General features: G+C 70.8%; 20 protein-coding genes and 2 pseudogenes. 15 read left to right on the top strand and 7 right to left on the bottom strand.

All coding sequences use genetic code 11. The features are described from left to right. The 6 genes and pseudogenes from AAHM41_RS31145 to mutL all read left to right on the top strand — a co-directional run. Positions 1-1,841, top strand: a pseudogene (locus AAHM41_RS31145) (NACHT domain-containing protein); the annotation flags it as partial. A 136-nt stretch (positions 1,842-1,977) separates the two neighbouring features. Then, positions 1,978-2,681: pseudogene (locus tag AAHM41_RS31150) on the top strand (SDR family NAD(P)-dependent oxidoreductase). Positions 2,682-2,786: 105 nt separating this feature from the next. Continuing rightward, positions 2,787-3,350: a fasciclin domain-containing protein gene (locus AAHM41_RS31155; RefSeq protein ID WP_342240520.1), complete on the top strand. Its 564-nt coding sequence runs from the start codon at positions 2,787-2,789 to the stop codon at positions 3,348-3,350. Positions 3,351-3,457: 107 nt separating this feature from the next. Next, positions 3,458-4,015, top strand: a complete 558-nt coding sequence (locus AAHM41_RS31160) for a sigma-70 family RNA polymerase sigma factor (protein ID WP_342240521.1) — start codon at positions 3,458-3,460, stop codon at positions 4,013-4,015. Further along, positions 4,012-4,737, top strand: coding sequence for an anti-sigma factor (locus tag AAHM41_RS31165; RefSeq protein ID WP_342240522.1), 726 nt, complete (start codon positions 4,012-4,014; stop codon positions 4,735-4,737). The genes AAHM41_RS31160 and AAHM41_RS31165 overlap by 4 nt, the downstream gene beginning before the upstream one ends. A 40-nt stretch (positions 4,738-4,777) precedes the next feature. Beyond that, positions 4,778-6,619, top strand: coding sequence for a DNA mismatch repair endonuclease MutL (gene mutL, locus AAHM41_RS31170; RefSeq protein WP_342240523.1), 1,842 nt, complete (start codon positions 4,778-4,780; stop codon positions 6,617-6,619). Positions 6,620-6,626: 7 nt separating this feature from the next. Here the strand turns inward: mutL and AAHM41_RS31175 are convergent, their stop codons facing one another. Further along, positions 6,627-7,157 (bottom strand): GNAT family N-acetyltransferase, encoded by a 531-nt coding sequence (locus tag AAHM41_RS31175; RefSeq protein WP_342240524.1) that lies wholly within the window; start codon positions 7,155-7,157, stop codon positions 6,627-6,629. Between the two features lie 65 nt (positions 7,158-7,222). On the opposite strand from AAHM41_RS31175, the gene AAHM41_RS31180 reads away from it, so the two are divergent. The 4 genes from AAHM41_RS31180 to AAHM41_RS31195 all read left to right on the top strand — a co-directional run bounded on the left by AAHM41_RS31180 (position 7,223) and on the right by AAHM41_RS31195 (position 10,047). Beyond that, positions 7,223-7,825, top strand: a complete 603-nt coding sequence (locus AAHM41_RS31180; RefSeq protein WP_342240525.1) for a YdeI/OmpD-associated family protein — start codon at positions 7,223-7,225, stop codon at positions 7,823-7,825. 145 nt (positions 7,826-7,970) lie between these two features. Beyond that, positions 7,971-8,354: a DUF6481 family protein gene (locus tag AAHM41_RS31185; protein ID WP_342240526.1), complete on the top strand. Its 384-nt coding sequence runs from the start codon at positions 7,971-7,973 to the stop codon at positions 8,352-8,354. Between the two features lie 20 nt (positions 8,355-8,374). After that, complete coding sequence (gene ybaK, locus AAHM41_RS31190; protein WP_342240527.1) at positions 8,375-8,848, top strand: Cys-tRNA(Pro) deacylase; 474 nt, start codon at positions 8,375-8,377, stop codon at positions 8,846-8,848. 20 nt (positions 8,849-8,868) lie between these two features. After that, positions 8,869-10,047 carry an NAD(P)/FAD-dependent oxidoreductase gene (locus AAHM41_RS31195; RefSeq protein ID WP_342240528.1) on the top strand — a complete coding sequence of 393 codons (1,179 nt, stop codon included), beginning with the start codon at positions 8,869-8,871 and terminating at the stop codon, positions 10,045-10,047. Here the strand turns inward: AAHM41_RS31195 and AAHM41_RS31200 are convergent, their stop codons facing one another. The 3 genes from AAHM41_RS31200 to AAHM41_RS31210 form a co-directional block, all read right to left on the bottom strand. After that, positions 10,048-10,404, bottom strand: coding sequence for a putative quinol monooxygenase (locus AAHM41_RS31200; protein ID WP_342240529.1), 357 nt, complete (start codon positions 10,402-10,404; stop codon positions 10,048-10,050). It abuts the gene before it with no gap. A 79-nt stretch (positions 10,405-10,483) separates the two neighbouring features. Further along, positions 10,484-11,458: a quinone oxidoreductase family protein gene (locus AAHM41_RS31205; protein ID WP_342240530.1), complete on the bottom strand. Its 975-nt coding sequence runs from the start codon at positions 11,456-11,458 to the stop codon at positions 10,484-10,486. Between the two features lie 11 nt (positions 11,459-11,469). Beyond that, complete coding sequence (locus AAHM41_RS31210) at positions 11,470-12,384, bottom strand: alpha/beta fold hydrolase (RefSeq protein WP_342240531.1); 915 nt, start codon at positions 12,382-12,384, stop codon at positions 11,470-11,472. Positions 12,385-12,480: 96 nt separating this feature from the next. On the opposite strand from AAHM41_RS31210, the gene AAHM41_RS31215 reads away from it, so the two are divergent. Then, complete coding sequence (locus AAHM41_RS31215) at positions 12,481-13,443, top strand: GlxA family transcriptional regulator (protein ID WP_342240532.1); 963 nt, start codon at positions 12,481-12,483, stop codon at positions 13,441-13,443. A 3-nt stretch (positions 13,444-13,446) separates the two neighbouring features. Here AAHM41_RS31215 and AAHM41_RS31220 read toward each other — a convergent pair whose 3' ends face one another. Next, entirely contained in the window at positions 13,447-13,746 is a 300-nt protein-coding gene (locus tag AAHM41_RS31220; protein ID WP_342240533.1) for an HlyU family transcriptional regulator, read from the bottom strand. Between the two features lie 247 nt (positions 13,747-13,993). On the opposite strand from AAHM41_RS31220, the gene cml reads away from it, so the two are divergent. Further along, the gene (gene cml, locus AAHM41_RS31225) at positions 13,994-15,172 is read left to right on the top strand and encodes a CmlA/FloR family chloramphenicol efflux MFS transporter (protein WP_342240534.1); all 1,179 of its coding nucleotides are present in this window, start codon (positions 13,994-13,996) and stop codon (positions 15,170-15,172) included. A gap of 37 nt (positions 15,173-15,209) precedes the next feature. Here the strand turns inward: cml and AAHM41_RS31230 are convergent, their stop codons facing one another. After that, positions 15,210-15,578 carry a nuclear transport factor 2 family protein gene (locus tag AAHM41_RS31230; protein ID WP_342240535.1) on the bottom strand — a complete coding sequence of 123 codons (369 nt, stop codon included), beginning with the start codon at positions 15,576-15,578 and terminating at the stop codon, positions 15,210-15,212. Between the two features lie 112 nt (positions 15,579-15,690). Between AAHM41_RS31230 and AAHM41_RS31235 the strand changes: the two genes are divergently transcribed. After that, positions 15,691-16,506, top strand: coding sequence for a helix-turn-helix domain-containing protein (locus tag AAHM41_RS31235; RefSeq protein ID WP_342240536.1), 816 nt, complete (start codon positions 15,691-15,693; stop codon positions 16,504-16,506). A gap of 84 nt (positions 16,507-16,590) precedes the next feature. After that, entirely contained in the window at positions 16,591-16,737 is a 147-nt protein-coding gene (locus tag AAHM41_RS31240; RefSeq protein ID WP_342240537.1) for a hypothetical protein, read from the top strand. Here the strand turns inward: AAHM41_RS31240 and AAHM41_RS31245 are convergent, their stop codons facing one another. Beyond that, the gene (locus AAHM41_RS31245; RefSeq protein ID WP_342240538.1) at positions 16,738-17,277 is read right to left on the bottom strand and encodes a metallophosphoesterase family protein; all 540 of its coding nucleotides are present in this window, start codon (positions 17,275-17,277) and stop codon (positions 16,738-16,740) included. Positions 17,278-17,545: 268 nt separating this feature from the next. On the opposite strand from AAHM41_RS31245, the gene AAHM41_RS31250 reads away from it, so the two are divergent. Further along, entirely contained in the window at positions 17,546-17,785 is a 240-nt protein-coding gene (locus AAHM41_RS31250) for a hypothetical protein (protein ID WP_342240539.1), read from the top strand. Positions 17,786-17,844: the final 59 nt, after the last annotated feature.

Below are 17,844 nucleotides of genomic sequence, written 5' to 3' on the forward strand. Positions count from 1 at the left end.
CACTAGGCGCGTTTGTGCGCAGTCTCCAGCATCCCAAAAAGCCGGTATGGGAGCGTAGGCGCGAGCGTAGAGCGGCGAAACGCGATAGAAAGCGAAAGATCATCCTCGAAACTGCTCGGCGAGGATACGTCAAGAACCGCGATGCCTTGCGTGCGGGCGATCTTGGTTCGATCGTGGGCCCGGCAAAAGCCTATCTCGGGCATTTTGACGATCTGGTGCGCGCACAGCCGCCGGAGGAGCGTGTTGCCGAATGGCTTGGACCTAATCTCCGGGACGACACGATGGTTGGCCTGGAGGCTGTCTTGGGACGAAGTGATCTTCCCACGCCGGCACAGGTCGCAGAAGGGTTCGCTGAGAGCACGGTATGGAACTACAGCTTTCCTATTATGGCGGGGCTGTTGGCGCGGTGGCGTGCCGGCAGAGGCCTCGCCGACCTGCCGCCAGCTCTCTTAGCAATCGGGCTATTACTGTGCCACGACATTGGCGGCGGCTGGTGCCAGGATGAAGATCTGTCCGCTCTTCGCGACGCACTTGAGGCTTTGATCCTTCCGACGTCCCAGGATCGCGTGAACTTTGCAAGGCTCTGGATTGAACCATCACTTGCAGCCGGGCGGTCGCATATTCCGGGTCTCTATATGTTCGCGCATGATGAAAAATGGCTGGCAACCGGCGGCGTGCTTGCGGCCGGGTGGCTGACGGCTTTTCCCAACGTTCCCGAGAACATCGAACTTGAACTGGTCGACTGCCTAACTCACTCGGGCCAGCTGGTGGCATTGAGGTCGATCGCAATAGGCCGCACCAACACACTGTTCCGCAATTTCGACCACATGCTCGCTTGGCTTGCGATCGATGTGTTGGTGTGCTTCGACACGGTGGTGCCTGACATCGGGGGCATCGGCTCCCGGAACCCCGAGTTCATCTGGTTCTTGCGCGACCGGTTTCAACTCGAACGGCGCGGACGCATGTTGGGCGCCAGCCCAGCACAGGCGAAATGGATCATCTCTGAATTCCGCCGTGAGTGGCCATACGCAGTTCTGGAAGGCAGTGGGTCGGGCGATACCAATCCGTATGATGCGACCGACTTCCTCCGAGCCGTGATGGGGCGCCTTGCCGATGATGCCAGTGCTGAGGCGAGCGAGGCGATGCAGGCGCTGATAGCGGAGCCGACGGACAGCTACACCGATCTGATTCGGCACACCGCGGCGGAGCAGCGCCAAAAGCGTGCGGAGCAGAGCTTTGCGGCGATTCCGCCAAAGGGACTGAGTGGGCTGCTTGCCGAGGGACCGCCTTCTACCGTCGACGACCTCAAGGCATTGGTATTCGAGGAATTGGGAATCGCACAAAGAAGGCTAATCGGCGAAGACATCGACCAGATTCGTGACTTCTGGGGCGATGATGGCGTGCCGTACAACGAGAATCGCTGCCGCGATCGTTTGGCCGCGATGATCGGCCCCGAGCTCGCGCGCTATGGCATCCAGCGCATCACTGAAGCCGATATGCCCAAGGACAAGCGCGCCGATCTCGCATTCGCACATGGGCGGCTGCAGCTTCCGATGGAGGTCAAGGGCCAATGGCATCCGGAAGTCTGGAATGCCGCCACGGGCCAGCTTGATTCACAATATTTGATCGATTGGCGGTCGGAACAGCGAGGCATCTACTGCGTGCTGTGGTTCGGCAACTTGCCATCCAGGTCGGGCCGACGACTGAAGGCACCGCCGAATGGCCTGAAGGCGCCCAAAACAGCGGAAGAAATGCGCACGATGTTGATCGACCGCATTCCGGAAGCACGCCGGGCGCTGATTGACGTTGTGGTGCTTGATTTGGTCTCAGGCAGGGCCTGATAGATCGCTACGACCCCACCGACTCCACGCAGGCCATACCAGATATATGACCGCCTTCTCTGCGACCGGCCTGGCTTGCCCCTCCGGCCGCTTCGCCGCATCCTGCCCCGCTAGATCGGACATAAGGGGATGACGCATGGCTCGCAGGATCGTGATCACCGGCGCCGGGGCGGGGCTGGGGCTGGAGCTGACGCGGTGGTACGCCGCCCGCGGCGACACCGTGATCGGCGTGGTCCGCAGCGACGCGGCCGATTTCACCGCGGCGGCCGGGCCGGACGGCATCCTGGTCCGCGGCGACGTCACCGACCAGGCCTGCGCCGACCGGCTGCGCCAGGTGTTGGCCGAGCGGGCGCCGGCGGTGGACATCCTCTACAACAATGCCGGCATGTCCGGCCGCGGGCCGCAGCTGGCCGGCATCCGGATCGAGGATGTGCAGCAGGCGCTCGACGTCCATTGCTGGCGGCGCTGCGCATCAGCCAGGCGGCGATCGACGCGCTGCTGGCGGCGGAGCGGCCGGCCATCGTCAATGTCAGCAGCCGGCTCGGCTCGATCGGCCGGGTCGCGGCCGGCGATTTCGACCATCTCGGCATCGCCTACGCCACCCGAATCTCCAAGGCGGCGCAGAACATGCTGACCGCCTGCCTCGCCCGCGAATTCGGCCCGCGCGGCCTCGCCGTCTACGCCGTCCATCCCGGCCGGATCCGCACCAGGATGGCCAGCGCCGACGCCGATCTCGAGGCGCCGGAGGCGGCGGCGCGCCTGGCCGGCTGGGTCGACCGCATCCGCCCGGACCGGCCGGTCTTCTACGGCGAGCCCGAGCTCGGCACCTTCCCCTGGTAGCGGACTCTTTTTTTCCGGCCCGGTCCTGAAACTTTCCCGGCACGCGCCCCGTAAAGGCTCCCCGTCCCGGTCATCCGGCGACGCAACCGAGAGGGAGAACCCGAGATGCGTGTCGTGCGATTTGCCTCCAGGACCTTCGGCGCCTGCCTTGCCCTCACCGTGATCGCGGCCGGGCCGGCCCTCGCGGAAGACACCGTGATGGTCGGCGGCGCGGCGATGTACCCGAGCAAGACCATCGTCGAGAACGCGGTCAATTCGAAGGACCACACCACCCTGGTCGCGGCGGTCAAGGCGGCCGGGCTGGTCGACACCCTGAGCGGCGCCGGCCCCTTCACCGTCTTCGCCCCGACCAATGCCGCCTTCGGCAAGCTGCCCAAGGGCACGGTCGAGACCCTGGTGATGCCCGAGAACAAGGCGATGCTGACCACGATCCTGACCTATCACGTCGTGCCTGGGCGGCTGACCGCGGCCGACTTGGCGAAGGCGGTCAAGGCCGGCCACGGCAAGGCCATGCTGAAGACGGTCGAGGGCGAAGACCTGACCGTCGAATGGAAGCACGAGCGGTTCGAGCTGGTCGACGCCAAGGGCGCCACCGCCTGGGTGACGATCCCCGACGTGCTGCAGTCGAACGGCGTGATCCACGTCGTCGACACCGTGCTGATGCCGTAGTGGCTGGCGAGGGGGCGTCGCGGCTGCGGCGCCCCCCGCACAGAGAATTCGCGTCCGCTTGCCCGGGCTCTGCTGCTAGAGTCCCGGCTCCCTTGCTGCGGGGACCGATGCCGGCCGAGGACGAGGAGCTGATCCGGATGCTGCAGGCGACCGGCCGCGGGGACCGGCGCGCGTTCAAGGCCGTCTATGACCGGACGTCGCCGCTGCTGTTCGGCATCGTGCTCCGCATCCTGCGCAACCGGGCGACGGCGGAGGAGGTGCTGCAGGATTCCTATCTGCGGATCTGGCGCGGCGCCGCGTCCTTCTCGGCCGGCACCGGATCGCCGCTGGGCTGGATGGTGGCGATCGCCCGCAACCGGGCCATCGACGTCGCCCGGCAGCGCCGCGAGCTGCTGGTCGAGCCCGACGAGGACGGCCGCGATTGGCTGGAATCGATCCCCGACCCGCGGGCCGAAGGCGCCGGCTTCGTCGCCTTGCGCCAGCTCGGCCATTGCCTCGGCCTGCTGGAGGACAGCCACCGCAGCTGCGTGCTGCTGGCCTATTACGAAGGCTATTCCCGCGAAGAGCTGGCCGCCCGTTTCGACCGGCCGGTCAACACCATCAAGACCTGGCTGCATCGCGGGCTGGCCGCCCTGCGCCACTGCATGGATGGAGCCGGACCGTGACCGAGGAGCAGGAGGCCCGGATCGCCGAATACGTCCTCGGCACCCTGCTGCCCGAGGAGCGCGCCGAATTCGAGCGGGAGCTGGAGGCCGACCCGGCGCTCAGGGCCGGGGTCGCGGCCTGGGAGCGGCGCCTGGCCGGGCTGGCGGCGCAGGTGCCTCCTGTCCAGCCCGGCCCCCAGGTCTGGGCGGCGCTGGAGCGCGCGATCGGCCCTGAGGCGCCGCCCACGCCCGCGGGCCCGGCCGTGCTGCGGCTCTCGGCGGAAGCGCGCCTGCTCCGGTCCCGCGCCTGGTGGCGCAGCGCGGCCCTGGCGACAGGCGCCCTGGCCGCCGGCCTCGCGGCGTTCATCCTGCTGCCCCGGGCCGAGCCGCCCGCCCGCCCGGACAGCTATGTCGCGGTGGTGAATCGCGGCGGCGACCTGCCGGCGCTGATCGTCCGGGTCGACACCCGCGCCGGCGTCGTCCAGGTCCGGCCGGTGCGGGCCGAGGTGCCGGCCGACCGCAGCCTCGAGCTGTGGTTCGTCGCCGCCGGCGCCGCGCCGCGCTCGCTGGGCCTGATCGACGCCAGTGATCGGAAGCGCCTGGCCATACCCGAGGCGCTGCGCGGCTCCGCCCTCGGCGGCGGCACCCTGGCGGTCAGCGTCGAGCCGGCCGGCGGCTCGCCGACCGGCGCCCCGACCGGGCCCGTGCTCTATTCCGGCACGCTGATCGACGATCCGTCCTGACCGATTCCCTCCGGCATCGTCCGGTCCTAGGATGGGCGGCATGACCATCGAGTCCCTCCGCATCATCCGCCGCCTGCCGCCGACCCTGGTCAACCAGATCGCCGCCGGCGAGGTGATCGAACGCCCGGCCGCGGCGGTGAAGGAGCTGGTGGAGAACGCGATCGACGCCGGCGCCCGCCGCATCGACGTGGCGCTGCGCGACGGCGGCCGCAGCCTGATCTCCGTGGTCGATGACGGCGCCGGCATGGACCCGGAGGAGCTGGTGCTGGCGATCGAACGCCACGCCACCTCGAAGCTGCCGGACGACGACCTGGTCCGGATCTCGACCCTGGGCTTCCGCGGCGAGGCGCTGCCCTCGATCGGCGCGGTGTCGCGCCTGTCCATCGCCAGCCGCCCGCGGAACGCCGCGGAAGGCTGGAGCCTGTCGGTCGAGGGCGGGGCGGTGGCGGCGCCGGTGCCGGCGGCGCTGAACCAGGGCACCCGGGTCGAGGTGCGCGACCTGTTCTACGCCACCCCGGCACGGCTGAAGTTCCTGAAGGGCGAGCGGGCCGAGACCCAGGCCGCGGTCGACATGGTCGAGCGTCTGGCCATGGCCCATCCGACCCTCAGCTTCACCGTCGCCGACGCCAGCCGCGCTCTGCTGCGGTTGGAGGCGGCGCAGGGCGAACTGTTCGACGCCCGCCTCGCCCGGGTCGGCGCGGTGCTGGGCGGCGACTTCGCCGAGAACGCCCTGCCGATCGAGGCGCAGCGCGAAGCGGTGCGCCTGACCGGCCATGCGTCGCTGCCGACGCTCAACCGCGGCACCGCCCAGGCGCAGTACCTGTTCGTCAACGGCCGGCCGGTGCGCGATCGCCTCCTGCTCGGCGCCATCCGCGGCGCCTATGCCGATGTGCTGCCGCGCGACCGCCACCCGATGCTGGCGCTCTATCTCGAACTGCCGCCGGAGGAGGTCGACGTCAACGTCCATCCGACCAAGGCCGAGGTGCGGTTCCGCGACCCGGCACTGGTGCGCGGGCTGATCGTCAGCACCCTGCGCCACGCCATCGCCGCCGCCGGCCACCGCGCCTCGACCAGCGTCGGCGCCGACACCCTGGCCGCCTTCGCGGTCCAGGACGGAGCGGCGCCGATGCAGGCCCCGCTGTCCCGGTTCAGCGGCCAGACCTCCTGGTTCCAGACCCGCGGCCCGGTGCGCCCGCCATCCGGCCTGGCCGAGGCGGCCGCTGCCTGGCAGGCGCCGATCGCGTCCGACCTGGCTCGGCCCTCGGCCCGGGCGGAGGAGGCGGTGCAGGAGCCGGCGCCGGAGCATCCGCTGGGCGCCGCCCGGGCGCAGGTCCACGCCACCTATATCGTCGCCCAGACCGGCGACGGCCTGGTCATCGTCGACCAGCACGCGGCGCATGAGCGCATCGTCTATGAGCGGATGAAGGCCGAGCTGCTGTCCGGCACGGTCAAGAGCCAGGGCCTGCTGCTGCCGCAGGTGGTGGAGCTGAACGAGGCCTCGGTCGACCGCCTTGCCGCCCGCCAGGCCGAGCTGGCGGAGTTGGGGCTGGAGCTCGAGCCCTTCGGCCCCGGCGCCGTGGTGGTGCGCGGCGTGCCGGCCCTGCTCGGCCAGTCCGACGTTCCCGGCCTGGTGCAGGACCTGGCCGACGCGCTGGCGGAGTGGGACGACGCCCGGCCGCTGACCGAGCGGCTCGCCCATGTCTGCGCCACCATGGCCTGCCATGGCAGCGTCCGCGCCGGCCGCCGTCTGAACGCGGCCGAGATGGACGCGCTGCTGCGCAGCATGGAGGTCACGCCCAATGCCGGCCAGTGCAACCACGGCCGGCCGACCTATGTCGAGCTGAAGCTCGCCGATATCGAGAAGTTGTTCCAGCGGCGGTGAGCCGCGATCACGCCCCGCCGGCCGCCGCCTCCAGCACGGCCAGGTCGTCCCAGGCGATCGGGATCACCCGGGTCGGGTGGTCGCCGATCGGCTCGACGAACAGCTCGCCCTCGACGCCGCCGAGCCGCCGATAGAAGCCGCGGGCGTCGTGATTGCCCTCGATCACCTCCAGGAAGGCGGCCCGGAAGCCCAGGCGCCGCAGCTCGGCCGCGGCCCGGCCCATCAGGCGCCGGCCGAGCCCGCCGCCGCGCTGCCCGGGCGCGACATGCAGGTTGTCGATCAGCGCCTTGTCCGGACCCTTCGGCCAGGCCGCGACGAATCCGGCGATGCAGTCCGGCGCCGCCGCGACCAGGATCACCCGTCGAGGCTCGTCCTTGGTGAAGGCGGTTCTCCAGCGCGCGGCCAGCTCGTCGCCGGCCCGCCCGTCCAGATAGCTGTCGGGCAGCAGCCCGCGATAGGCGCTGCGCCAGCTGCGCTGATGCAGATCGGCGATCGCCGCGGCATCCGCCGCCGTCGCCGGCCGGATCTCTGTGGTCATGGCGTTCCCCCGTCGACGCGGCGAGAGCATAGCCCGGCCCCGGCGATGCCGCCTATCCTCGCGCCATGACCGGTTCCGACCTTCCGGGCGAACACCAGGGCCTGCCGCTCCTGCGCTTCGCCGACGCCGTTTCCTGGGAGACCTGGCTGGCGGCGAATCACGTCTCCTCCCGCGGCGTCTGGCTCGCCATCGCCAGGGTCGGCTCGGGTGCGGCCTCGGTGACCTATGAGCAGGCGCTGGACCTCGCCCTCTGCCATGGCTGGATCGATGGCCGCAAGCAGGGCGGCGACGCCGCGGCCTGGCTGCAGAAATTCACCCCGCGCGGGCCGCGCAGCGCCTGGTCGCAGCGCAACCGCGAGAAGGTGGAGGCGCTGATTGCCGCCGGACGGATGGCGCCGGCCGGCCTCGCCGCGGTCGAGGCGGCGCGGCGCGATGGGCGGTGGGAGGCGGCCTACGGCCTCAGCCGCCACCGCGGCGTGCCGGACGACCTGCAGGCGGCGCTCGATCAAAATCCCGTGGCGGCCGCGTTTTTTGCCACGCTCGACTCGCGCAACCGCTACGCCGTGCTGTATCGTGTGCAGACCGCGAAGAAGGCCGAAACCCGCGCCCGCCGAGTCACCGATTTCGTCGCCATGCTCGCGCGCGGCGAACGGATTTATCACGAATGAAGCGGCGCTGTCGGCCGGCCGCGTGACCGGCATGCCTGAACGGCTGTTGGCACCGGCGCCCAGGAAGCATATCTAGGGCGTCCGCGCGGGAGGCATTCATCCCCCGCCGGTGAATCGGGGATACATGCAACGAGTCGACGGAACGATGAGCGGGTACAAGGAAAAGGGGTTCGGGGACCGGCTGAGCAGCGCTCAGACTGCAAAGAAGGCGGCGCTGGAGCGGTTCCGCGCCAAGGTCTCTCCGGACAATCCGGAGCTGGCCCGGCAGCGGGCGGAGCGCCAGGCTCGCGCAGCCGCGCGCGAGCAGCGCGAGGCCGAGCGTCGGGCGGCCAAGGAGGCCGAGGCGGCGCGGCTGAAGGCCGAGGCCGAGGCCCGCGCGATCGAGGAGGCGCGGCTCAAGGCCGAGGCCGCCGAGGCCGAGGCCCGGGCCCGGCGCGAGGAGGCCGAGCGGATGGTGGCGCAGCTGGCCGAGCAGAAAGCCGAGCGCGACGCCCGCTACGCCGCCCGCAAGGCGCGCGTCAAGCGCTGACCTGAACGGCGCGGGGCGTCATGTCGAAGACCACCCGCGCCACCCAGGCGCTGCAGCAGGCGGGCGTGAGCTTCGCCATTGCGACCTATGACTACGACCCCGGCGCCGACCGAATCGGGATGCAGGCGGCCGAGGCCCTGGGCGTGCCGCCGCGCATCGTGCTGAAGACGCTGATGGCGGAGGCCGACGGCAAGCCGGTCTGCGTCGTCGTACCGTCCGACCGCGAGGTCGGCATGAAGAAGCTGGCCGCCGCCTTCGGCGCCAAGTCGGCGCAGATGATGCGGCCGGCCGACGCCGAGCGCGTCACCGGCTACCATGTCGGCGGCATCAGCCCGCTGGGTCAGAAGCGGGCGGTGCCGACCGCGATCGAGGAAGCGGCGATGGCCGAGGCCGAGATCTTCGTCAATGGCGGCCAGCGCGGGCTGCAGATCCGCCTGACGCCGCAGGATCTTCGGGCGGCGCTGAACGCCAAGGTGGCGCCGCTGGTGGCCTGATCGGACCGAACGGAGACGGGGTGCAGTCCTTCGACGTGGTGGTGATCGGCGCCGGGGCGGCCGGGATGATGTGCGCGGCCGAGGCCGGCCGGCGCGGCCGGTCGGTGCTCGTGCTCGACCACGCCGCGGCGCCGGGCGAGAAGATCCGCATCTCCGGCGGCGGCCGCTGCAACTTCACCAACCTGCATACGGCGCCGGCGAACTTCGTCTCCGCCAACCCGCATTTCTGCATCTCGGCGCTGCACCGCTACACCCAGCGCGACTTCATCGCCCTGGTCGAGCGCCACGGCATCGCCTGGCACGAGAAGACGCTGGGCCAGCTGTTCTGCGACGGCCCTTCGCGCCAGATCATCGACCTGCTGCTGGCCGAGATGGGCCGCGCCGGCGTCACGCTGCGCCTGTCGAGCAAGGTCGAATCGGTCGGGCGCGACGCCGACGGCTTCGTCCTGTCGCTGGGGTCTGAACAGGTGCGCTGCCGGTCCCTGGCGGTCGCCACCGGCGGCCGGTCGATCCCGAAGATGGGCGCCACCGGCTTTGGCTACGACCTCGCCGCCCGCTTCGGCCTCAAGGTCACCGAGACGCGGCCGGCCCTGGTGCCGCTGACCTTCGAGCCGGCGCTGCTGGAGCGTCTGAAGCCCCTGGCCGGAATCGCCGTCGATGCCGAGATCCGCTGCGGCCGCACCCGGTTCCGCGAGGCCATGCTGTTCACCCATCGCGGCCTCAGCGGCCCGTCGATCCTGCAGATCTCCTCCTATTGGCGCGAAGGCCAGGAGATCGAGGTGTCGATGCTGCCCGGCACCGACGCGTTCGACTGGCTGCGCGGCGCCCGCGCCGCGAACGGCCGCCAGGCCCTGCACACCGTGCTGGCCGAGGCGCTGCCGAAGCGGCTGGCGCAGACCATCGCGGAGGCCGAGGGCGCGGCGGGCAACCTCGCCGACCTCTCCGACAAGGTGCTGCGCCGGGTGGCGGATGCGGTGAATGGCTGGCGGGTGCGCCCGGCCGGATCCGAGGGCTACCGCACCGCCGAGGTGACGCTGGGCGGGGTCGACACCGCCGGCCTCGACTCCCGAACCATGGAGGCGAAGGCGGTGCCGGGCCTCTACTTCATCGGCGAGGTGGTGGACGTCACCGGCTGGCTCGGCGGCTACAACTTCCAATGGGCCTGGTCGTCGGGTTGGTGCGCCGGACAGGCCGTCTGATCACGCGCCCGGCGCGGCCGCCGCGAAGTCGCCGCGTATCGGCTGCCAGACGGTGACGCCGCGCTCCTGCCGCAGGACGTCCGGCAGCGCCGCGATATAGGCCTGGCGGTAATCGCGGGGGATCTGTATCTGGACCAGCTCATCGAGATCGGCCCAGGTCTCGTACAGCATGAACAGCGTCGGGTCGTCCGGCGACCGGTGCAGGACGGCATTGATGAAGCTCGGCTCGTGCCGCATTGCTTCGAGCACCGGCGTCAGCAGGTCCAGGAACTCGGCCTCGCGACCCGGCTTCACATGCAGGGTGACGATGAAGGCGACGGTGGTGTCGCCGGGCCGGGAGGTGGTGGACTGCAGCATCTGGCGCCTCCTGTGGCAGCGGCCGGCAGGATGCGGGCGCAGCCGTCCTGCGGTCGATGACCTCGGAGGTCATGGACCGTCACATCCGGAAGATCCGCTTGCCGTCGCCGGGGCGGGCCCAGCTTTCGGCGATGGCGCGCCCGGCATCCTCGAGCGGATGGACGCCGCCGAGCGGCACCCGTATCTCCGGCCGGGCGAAGACCTCGATCATCTCGCGCAGCATCGCCGCATCCTCCGGCGCCGGCGGGCCGAAGAAGTAGCGGTAGATGCTGGGCCGCAGCGTGACGCCGTTCAGCAGCAGGTCGAAATTGTGCAGCGTGAAGCTCTCCTCGCTCATGCCGCCGTTGATCACCACCCGGCCGCCGAAGGCCAGGCTGCGGATCAGCGTGCCGGTCGCCGGCCCGCCGACATTGTCGACCACGCCGTGCAGCCCGGCCCCACCGGTGACCGCCATCACCTCGGCCCGCAGATCCTGGTGGGACATGTCGATCACCGCCTCGGCGCCGAGCGCGCGCAGGTCGAGCTCCGGATGGGTGCGGCGGACGATCGCAAGCGTGCGGATGCCGCGCCGCCGGGCGAATTGCAGCACTAGGGTCGAGATCGTGGAGTAGCCGGCCGTCACCGCCAGCCACTGCCCGGCCGCGACCCCGGACTCCGCCACCAAATCCCAGGCGGTAATCGGGTTCATCAACTGCCCGGCCTTCTCTTCCGGCATGTCGGGCGGCAGCGGGATCAGGTACTCGGCGGGGACCGCCGCGTACTCCGCCCAGGTCCTCTCATGGCTGAAGGCCACCAGCGTGCCCGGCGGCAGCGCCACGCCCGGCCCCGCCTGTTCGATCACCCCGGCACCGTGGTTGCCGGCGATCTGCCGCGGGAAGCGCGGCTTCTTCGGCTCGGGATACAGGTTCTGGACGAACAGGAAGTCGCCCGGGTTGATCGAGGCCGCGACCATCCGCACCAGCGCCTCGCCCGGCCCGATCTCCGGCACCGGCACATCGGCCACATACAGCACCTCGGCCGGCAGGCCGATCCGGTCGAACACCACCGCTTTCATGCGAGCCTCCGTCATTCGCCGTCGACGAAGTCGCGCAGCAGCGCCACGGTCGCGTCCGGGGCCTCCTCCATCAGCCAGTGGCCGGTGCCGGGGATGACGACGGCCCGCACATCGGTGGCGACGCAGCGCATGAACACGGCGGGGTAGGGGCCGAAGGCGCGCTCGGCGCCCACCGCCAGCACCGGCATGGTCAGCTTGCGTCCCTCCGCCCCGGCATTCTGCCGGGCGTCCTCGGCGAAGGCGGCGAACTGGGCGAAGGCGGCGCGCATGCCGCCCGGCGCGGCGTATTGCGCGGCGTAGTGGTCGCGGACCTCGTCGCCGATCTGCGCCGGGTCGGCGACGAAGGCGTTCCAGAAATGGTCGAAATAGATGCGCTCGCGGCCGGCGACCAGGCGCTCGGCATCCGGGCCGCCGAAGTTCCAGTGCCACAGCGCCGGAATCGCCTTGACCTCCTCCCACGGGCCGACGCCGGGGATCGGCGCCTCCAGGAAGGCCAGGCGAGTGACCTTGCCGGGATAGCGCGCGGCATAGGCATAGGCGACGATGCCGCCGAGGTCGTGCCCGACCAGCGCGGCACGGTCGAAGCCCAGCGCCTCGACCACGGCGCGGATGTCGGCGGCCTGGGTCGCCTGGTCGTAGCCGCCGGCGGGACGGGACGACCGGCCCAGGCCGCGCAGGTCCGGCACGATCACGGTGTGGCCCGGCGCCAGCGCCGCCGCCAGCGGACCCCACATGTCGCCGCTCTCGGGATGGCCGTGCAGCAGCACGACCGGGTCGCCGGAACCGCCGAACTGCACGAAGATCTCGGCGCCGGGCACGGCGATCATCCGGCTCTGGAAGCCTGCCGGCAGGCCGGGTGGCTCGGCGCTGGCCGGCACCGGCGTGGACAGTGCGGCGGCCAGGATCGCGACGGGGAATCTGGTCATGGAGGCCTCGGAACAGGGGGGCGTTCCGAGACCCTAGAAGCGGGTGGCCAGCGGTTGAATTGGCAGGATTGACAATCTCTGTGCTAAATCTGCCGGATGACGATCAAACCGATCCATGTCGCGATCTGGCTGCCCGCCAGCTTCTACTCGGCGGTGGCGGCGACGCTGGTCGAGATGCTGGAGCTGGTGAACGCACTGCGGCGCGAGCCCGCCTTCAGCTTCGAATTCGTGGCCCGGGGGCCGGTCGCCGCCGCCAGCTCCGGCATCGCCTTCCCGGCCCGGCCGCAGCCGACGGCGCCGGTCGACGTGCTGGTGCTGCTGGCGATGCCGGGGCTGAACGTGCCGGAGATGCTGCTGGCGCTGGCGGAGGAAAGCGGCCACGCCCGGCCGCTGATCGAGCAGGCGCGACAGCAGGGCGCGATCATCGCCGCCCATTGCGGCGCCGCCTATTTCCTGGCCGATGCCGGGCTGCTCGACGGCCGCCGCGCCACCATCTCCTGGTGGCTGAAGGAGGATGCGCTGCGGCGCTTCCCGAAGGTGCGCTGGGACCCGTCGCGTCTGCTGCTGCGCCAGGACCGGATCTACAGCTGCGGCGGCGGCTTCTCCGGGCTCGAGCTGGCCACCGCCTTGCTGCGCGACCTCGGCTTCGCCAGGGAGGAGCGGATCGTGCGCAAGCTGCTGGTGCTGCCGCCGGCGCGCCGGTCGCAGACGCCCTACGAGTTCCCGCTCGACGAGGCGGCGCCCCAGCCGTTCCGCGATCGCCTGCTGGAGGTGGCGCGGGCCGATCTCCCGGCCCTCAGCCCCGACAGCCTCGCGGAGACGTTCGGCCTGTCGCCACGCACCTTGGCCCGGCGCTTCGCCGAGGAGCTGCAGACCACGCCGGGCCGCTGGATCCAGGACCGCCGCCTGGACGCCGCGCGCGACCTGCTCGAGCGCGGCGATCTCGGCGTCGCCGAGATCTGCTACCGGGTCGGCTACCAGGACGCGGCGTCGTTCAGTCGCCTCTTCTCCCGCCGCACCGGCCTGTCGCCCGGCGAATACCGCCGCCAGGCCCGCTGAGCCTCAATCCGCGAACACCCGGTCGCCCTGCTCGTCGATGATCTGCTGCGCCTTGGTCACCGAGAAGGCGGTGGCGTCGTCCTTGCTGGCATGCTTGTCGGCGCGGATGAAGCGGTGGATCTTGGTGCCCTCCGGGAAGTCCTTCTCGATCACGCCCGCGGTCTGGTACTGGCCGCCGGCCTGGAAGGGGGCGGGGCGGATGCGGAAGCCCTTGTACTCGACCGCCGGCCCGGCCGGGGCCTCGCCGGGAGCCGCCTCCTCGCGCTTGCCGCCGCCGAACAGGGATTTGAGGAAGGAGACCATCGTGCCGCCCGCAACTCAGGAAAGGGAAGGCGCAGCCTAGCCCGGATCGCGCCGCGGATCACGCTTTCACGGCGATGAGGTGCATGCTACAGCCATCCCGCCGTTATCCGGAGACCCGCGATGAGGACCGACTCCACCGCAACCCGCTGAGCCGCAGCAGCCATCCGGTTGTTGCGGCGCCCCCGATCATGGCCTTCCCAGTCCTGATGCGGACCGCCGCCGAATCCCTTTCCGCGGAGGTCTTCCCATGCCTGCACCCAGGCCATGGCCTTATTCCCTGGCAGCGACCCTGCTGCTCCTCTCCCCCTTCGACCTGATCGCCTCGCTCGGCATGGATGTCTACCTGCCGGTGGTGCCGCTGATGCCGGCAGCCCTGGCGGCGACGCCGACGCTGGTCCAGCTGACCCTCAGCCTCTATCTGCTGCTGCTCGGCTGCGGCCAGCTGCTGTTCGGGCCGCTGTCCGACCGCATCGGCCGGCGGCCGGTGCTGCTCGGCGGCACGCTGCTGTTCACCCTGGCCTCGGCCGGGCTGGCGCTGACATCCTCGGCCGGCCTGTTCCTGGCGCTGCGCCTGGTCCAGGCCGCCGGCGCCGCGGCCATGCTGGTCGCCACCTTCGCCACGGTGCGCGACGTCTACGCGACACGGCGCGAGGGCGCCGTGATCTACAGCCTGCTCGGCTCGATGCTGGCCTTCGTGCCGGCCTTCGGGCCGCTGCTCGGAGCCGGGGTCGACCACGGCTTCGGCTGGCGCGGCATCTTCTGGCTGCTCGCCGGGCTCGGAGCCCTCGCCGGGCTGCATGCGCTCCGGCGCTGGCCGGAGACGCGGCCCGAGGGCGGCGATGGGGTGCGGCTGCGCCATGTCGGCACGATCCTCGGCAGCGGGCCGTTCTGGACCTATACGCTCGGCTTCAGCGCGGCGATGGGCGCGTTCTTCGTCTATTTCTCGACCGCGCCCGCGGTGCTGATCGGCGGCCTCGGCCTCTCCTCGATCGGGTTCAGCCTGGCCTTCGGCACTGCCGCCCTGGTGATGATCGCGACTGCCCGCTTCGCCGGCCGCTTCACCGCGCGCTGGGGCCGGCGCGGCTGCCTGATCCGCGGCATGGCGCTGCTGCTGGCCGGGGCCGGGCTGCTGGCGCTGGGACAGGTCGCGGCAGGCCCGTCGCTGTGGCCCTTCCTCGGCCCGGTCTGGGTGATCTCGGCCGGGATCTCGGTCACCTGCGCCGTCACTGCCAACGGGGCGCTGCAGGGCTTCGGCCATGTCGCCGGCACCGCCACCGCCCTCTATGCGTGCCTGGAGGGGCTGATCGTCGGCGCCGCCGGCACGCTGGCGGTGCTGGCGCTGCCGGCCGGCATGGCGCTGGCCGGGTTCTGCGCCCTGGCGGCGCTGATCGTGACCGGCCTGGCGCTGCACCTGCCGGCCGAATGAAGGGAAGGGGCAGGCCCGGTGGACCCGCCCCGTTCCGTCACGCCGCCATCGCCGGCGCCTGGTCGATGAAGCCGGTAATGCCGGCCAGCAAGCCGCCGACGATCTCGCCGAAATCGGTGCCGGCGACCAGCGCCGGCGCGTCCTCCAGCCCCAGCTCCCAGCGGAAGCGGATACGGCCGTTGTGCTCGTCGACCGGGCCGATCCGACGGAAGCGGTTGCCGGGGAAGCGCTCCTGCACTGCCGCGATCATGGCGTCGATCCCGGCCCGGCCATCGCCCCGCATCATCGGGTCGAGATAGAAGGCTCCCTCGGTCCAGGTCGCGTCGATCAGGGCACGCCGGCGGCCGGCATGGGTCTCGTTCCAGATCGCGATGTAGCGGTCGACCAGTTCTGTGGCGGTGCTCATCTCGGGCTCTCCATCGGTGGTTGCGATGGCCCGATCCTGTCCGGCGCCGGGGACGAAAGCGATTACCTGCCAGGTCATGGATGCGCCGCCGCCCGCCGGCTATCGTCGGCACATGAACCGCAGCACAGCCCCCAGCTTCGGCGACCACCTGCGCGACTGGCGCCAGCGCCGCCGCCTCAGCCAGCTCGACCTCGCCTGCGAGGCCGACATCTCCACCCGCCACCTCTCCTTCATCGAGACCGGGCGGTCGCGGCCGAGCCGGGACATGGTGCTGCATTTGGCCGAGCGGCTGGAGGTGCCGTTGCGCGAGCGCAACACCCTGCTGGTCGCCGCCGGCTTCGCCCCGGCCTATCCGGTGCGGCCGCTCGACGATCCGGCGCTGGCCCTGGCCCGGCGGGCGGTGGAGCGGGTGATCGAGGCGCATGCGCCGAACCCGGCCCTTGCGGTCGACCGGCACTGGCAGCTGGTTGCCGCCAACGCCGCGGTGCCGCTGCTGCTGGATGGGGTGTCGCCGGCGCTGTTGCAGCCGCCGGTCAACGTGTTGCGGCTCGGCCTGCATCCGGACGGGCTGGCGCCGCGTATCGTCAACCATGCCGAGTGGCGCGGCCATCTGCTCGAGCGCTTGCAGCGCCAGGTCGAATCGGCCGGCGACCCGGTGCTGGTCGAGCTGCTGGCGGAGCTGCGGGCCTACCCCGCCCCGCCCGCCACGATCGCGACGCTGGCCCCGCCGGAGGAGGCGCATCCCGACGTGGTGGTGCCGTTCCGCCTCGCGACCGCGTCCGGGATTCTCTCCTTCCTGTCGACCACCACCGTGTTCGGCACGCCGGTCGACGTCACCCTGTCCGAGCTGGCAGTGGAATCCTTCTTCCCGGCCGATGCCGCCACCGCCGAAGCGCTGCACCGGACCGGCGCCGGCAACGCTTCGTAACAAAATTGTCCTCGGCTTGTATTTGACATAATTCCCGTAACCGGGTCACATGGCCTGAGACCTCCTTGGAAGGGGAGCCAGCCGATGCGACGGGTGTTGAACTGGATGCGGCTTCTGGCAGCCGCCATGGGCGACGACGACGGGCATGAGCGCGAGTTGCACGCGGCGCTGCGCAAGGCGAATCGCGCCCCGCATCGCTGCCGGCGCCCGCTTCCCGACCCCGAGGTCTGATCACAGCCCTCCCGGTTCCTTCCTCTCCGCGAACGGTTTCCGCACGCGTTTCCGCGCGATGATCTGATCCAGCGTCGCCGGCCTCAACTCCTGCACATCGACTCCGACATCGTATTGCCGCGTCGCCGGCGTCAGCCGGCCATGCGAATGGCCGTGCAGGTTCACCGATCCGCGGCCGATCTGGTTCCAGGTGCGGAACGCGTAGTGGCACAGGATCAGGTGCTGCCCGTCGATCTTCAGCTCGGCATAGGCCTGCACCGACTCCCAGCCCGGCGCCGCCAGCGTCCCCGGGCCGTCATTGTTGCCGCTGATCAGGTGCTTGCGGCCGTTCAGCCGGCCCAGCAGCGCCGCCACAGCCTCCGGCGGCGGGCCTAGCGCAAAGTCGCCCAGGTGCCAGACCTCGTCCTCCGGCCCCACGGTCTCGTTCCACAGCGCGATCAGCGCCTCGTCATGCTCGGCGACGCTCGGGAAGGGCCGCCGGTCGATCCGCAGCACGCGCGGATCGCCGAAATGGGTGTCGCTGGTGAAGTAGACGGTCATGCCGGCATTCTGACCATGAAAGCCGGCATCAGGCCATTGACGGCGCCGCCGCACTCCCCGATCCTGCGGGGATGAACGCAGTCCGCAACAGTTCGCTGCACCTGCGACGCCGGGTCCGTCCGGCGGCGGGCGTGCTGCGCGTTGAGGAAAAGGTGTCTTCGAGGGCCTAGGCCCGGATCGTCACGCCCCCTCGCGTTCACCAGCCCGCCGCGGATCTCCCCGGCGGGTTTTTTGTTGCCTCCCCACCGCTCACGAAAGGATCTGGGTCATGAACCCGCCCGCTTCCGGCAGGGTGCCGTATCTCCGGCTTGTGCCGCCGATCGAGACGCCGCTGCGTCCGGTCCGCCTCGGCCTGTGGCTGCGCGTCGTCCTCCTGGTCGAGACGCTGCGCCGCCGCCGGAGCCGTGCCCTGTCGGTGGAGCGGCTGAACGACCATGAGCGCCGCGATGTCGGGCTGCAGCCGGATCGCCCGGCGCCGCATCCCCGCGACCTGATCCTGTGGCTGTGAATCGCAGGTTGGGTTCGCCTCCGCGAACCCAACATGCGACGGCGGCTGCTATTACGCCG

It is taken from the genome of Inquilinus sp. OTU3971 (assembly GCF_038440215.1).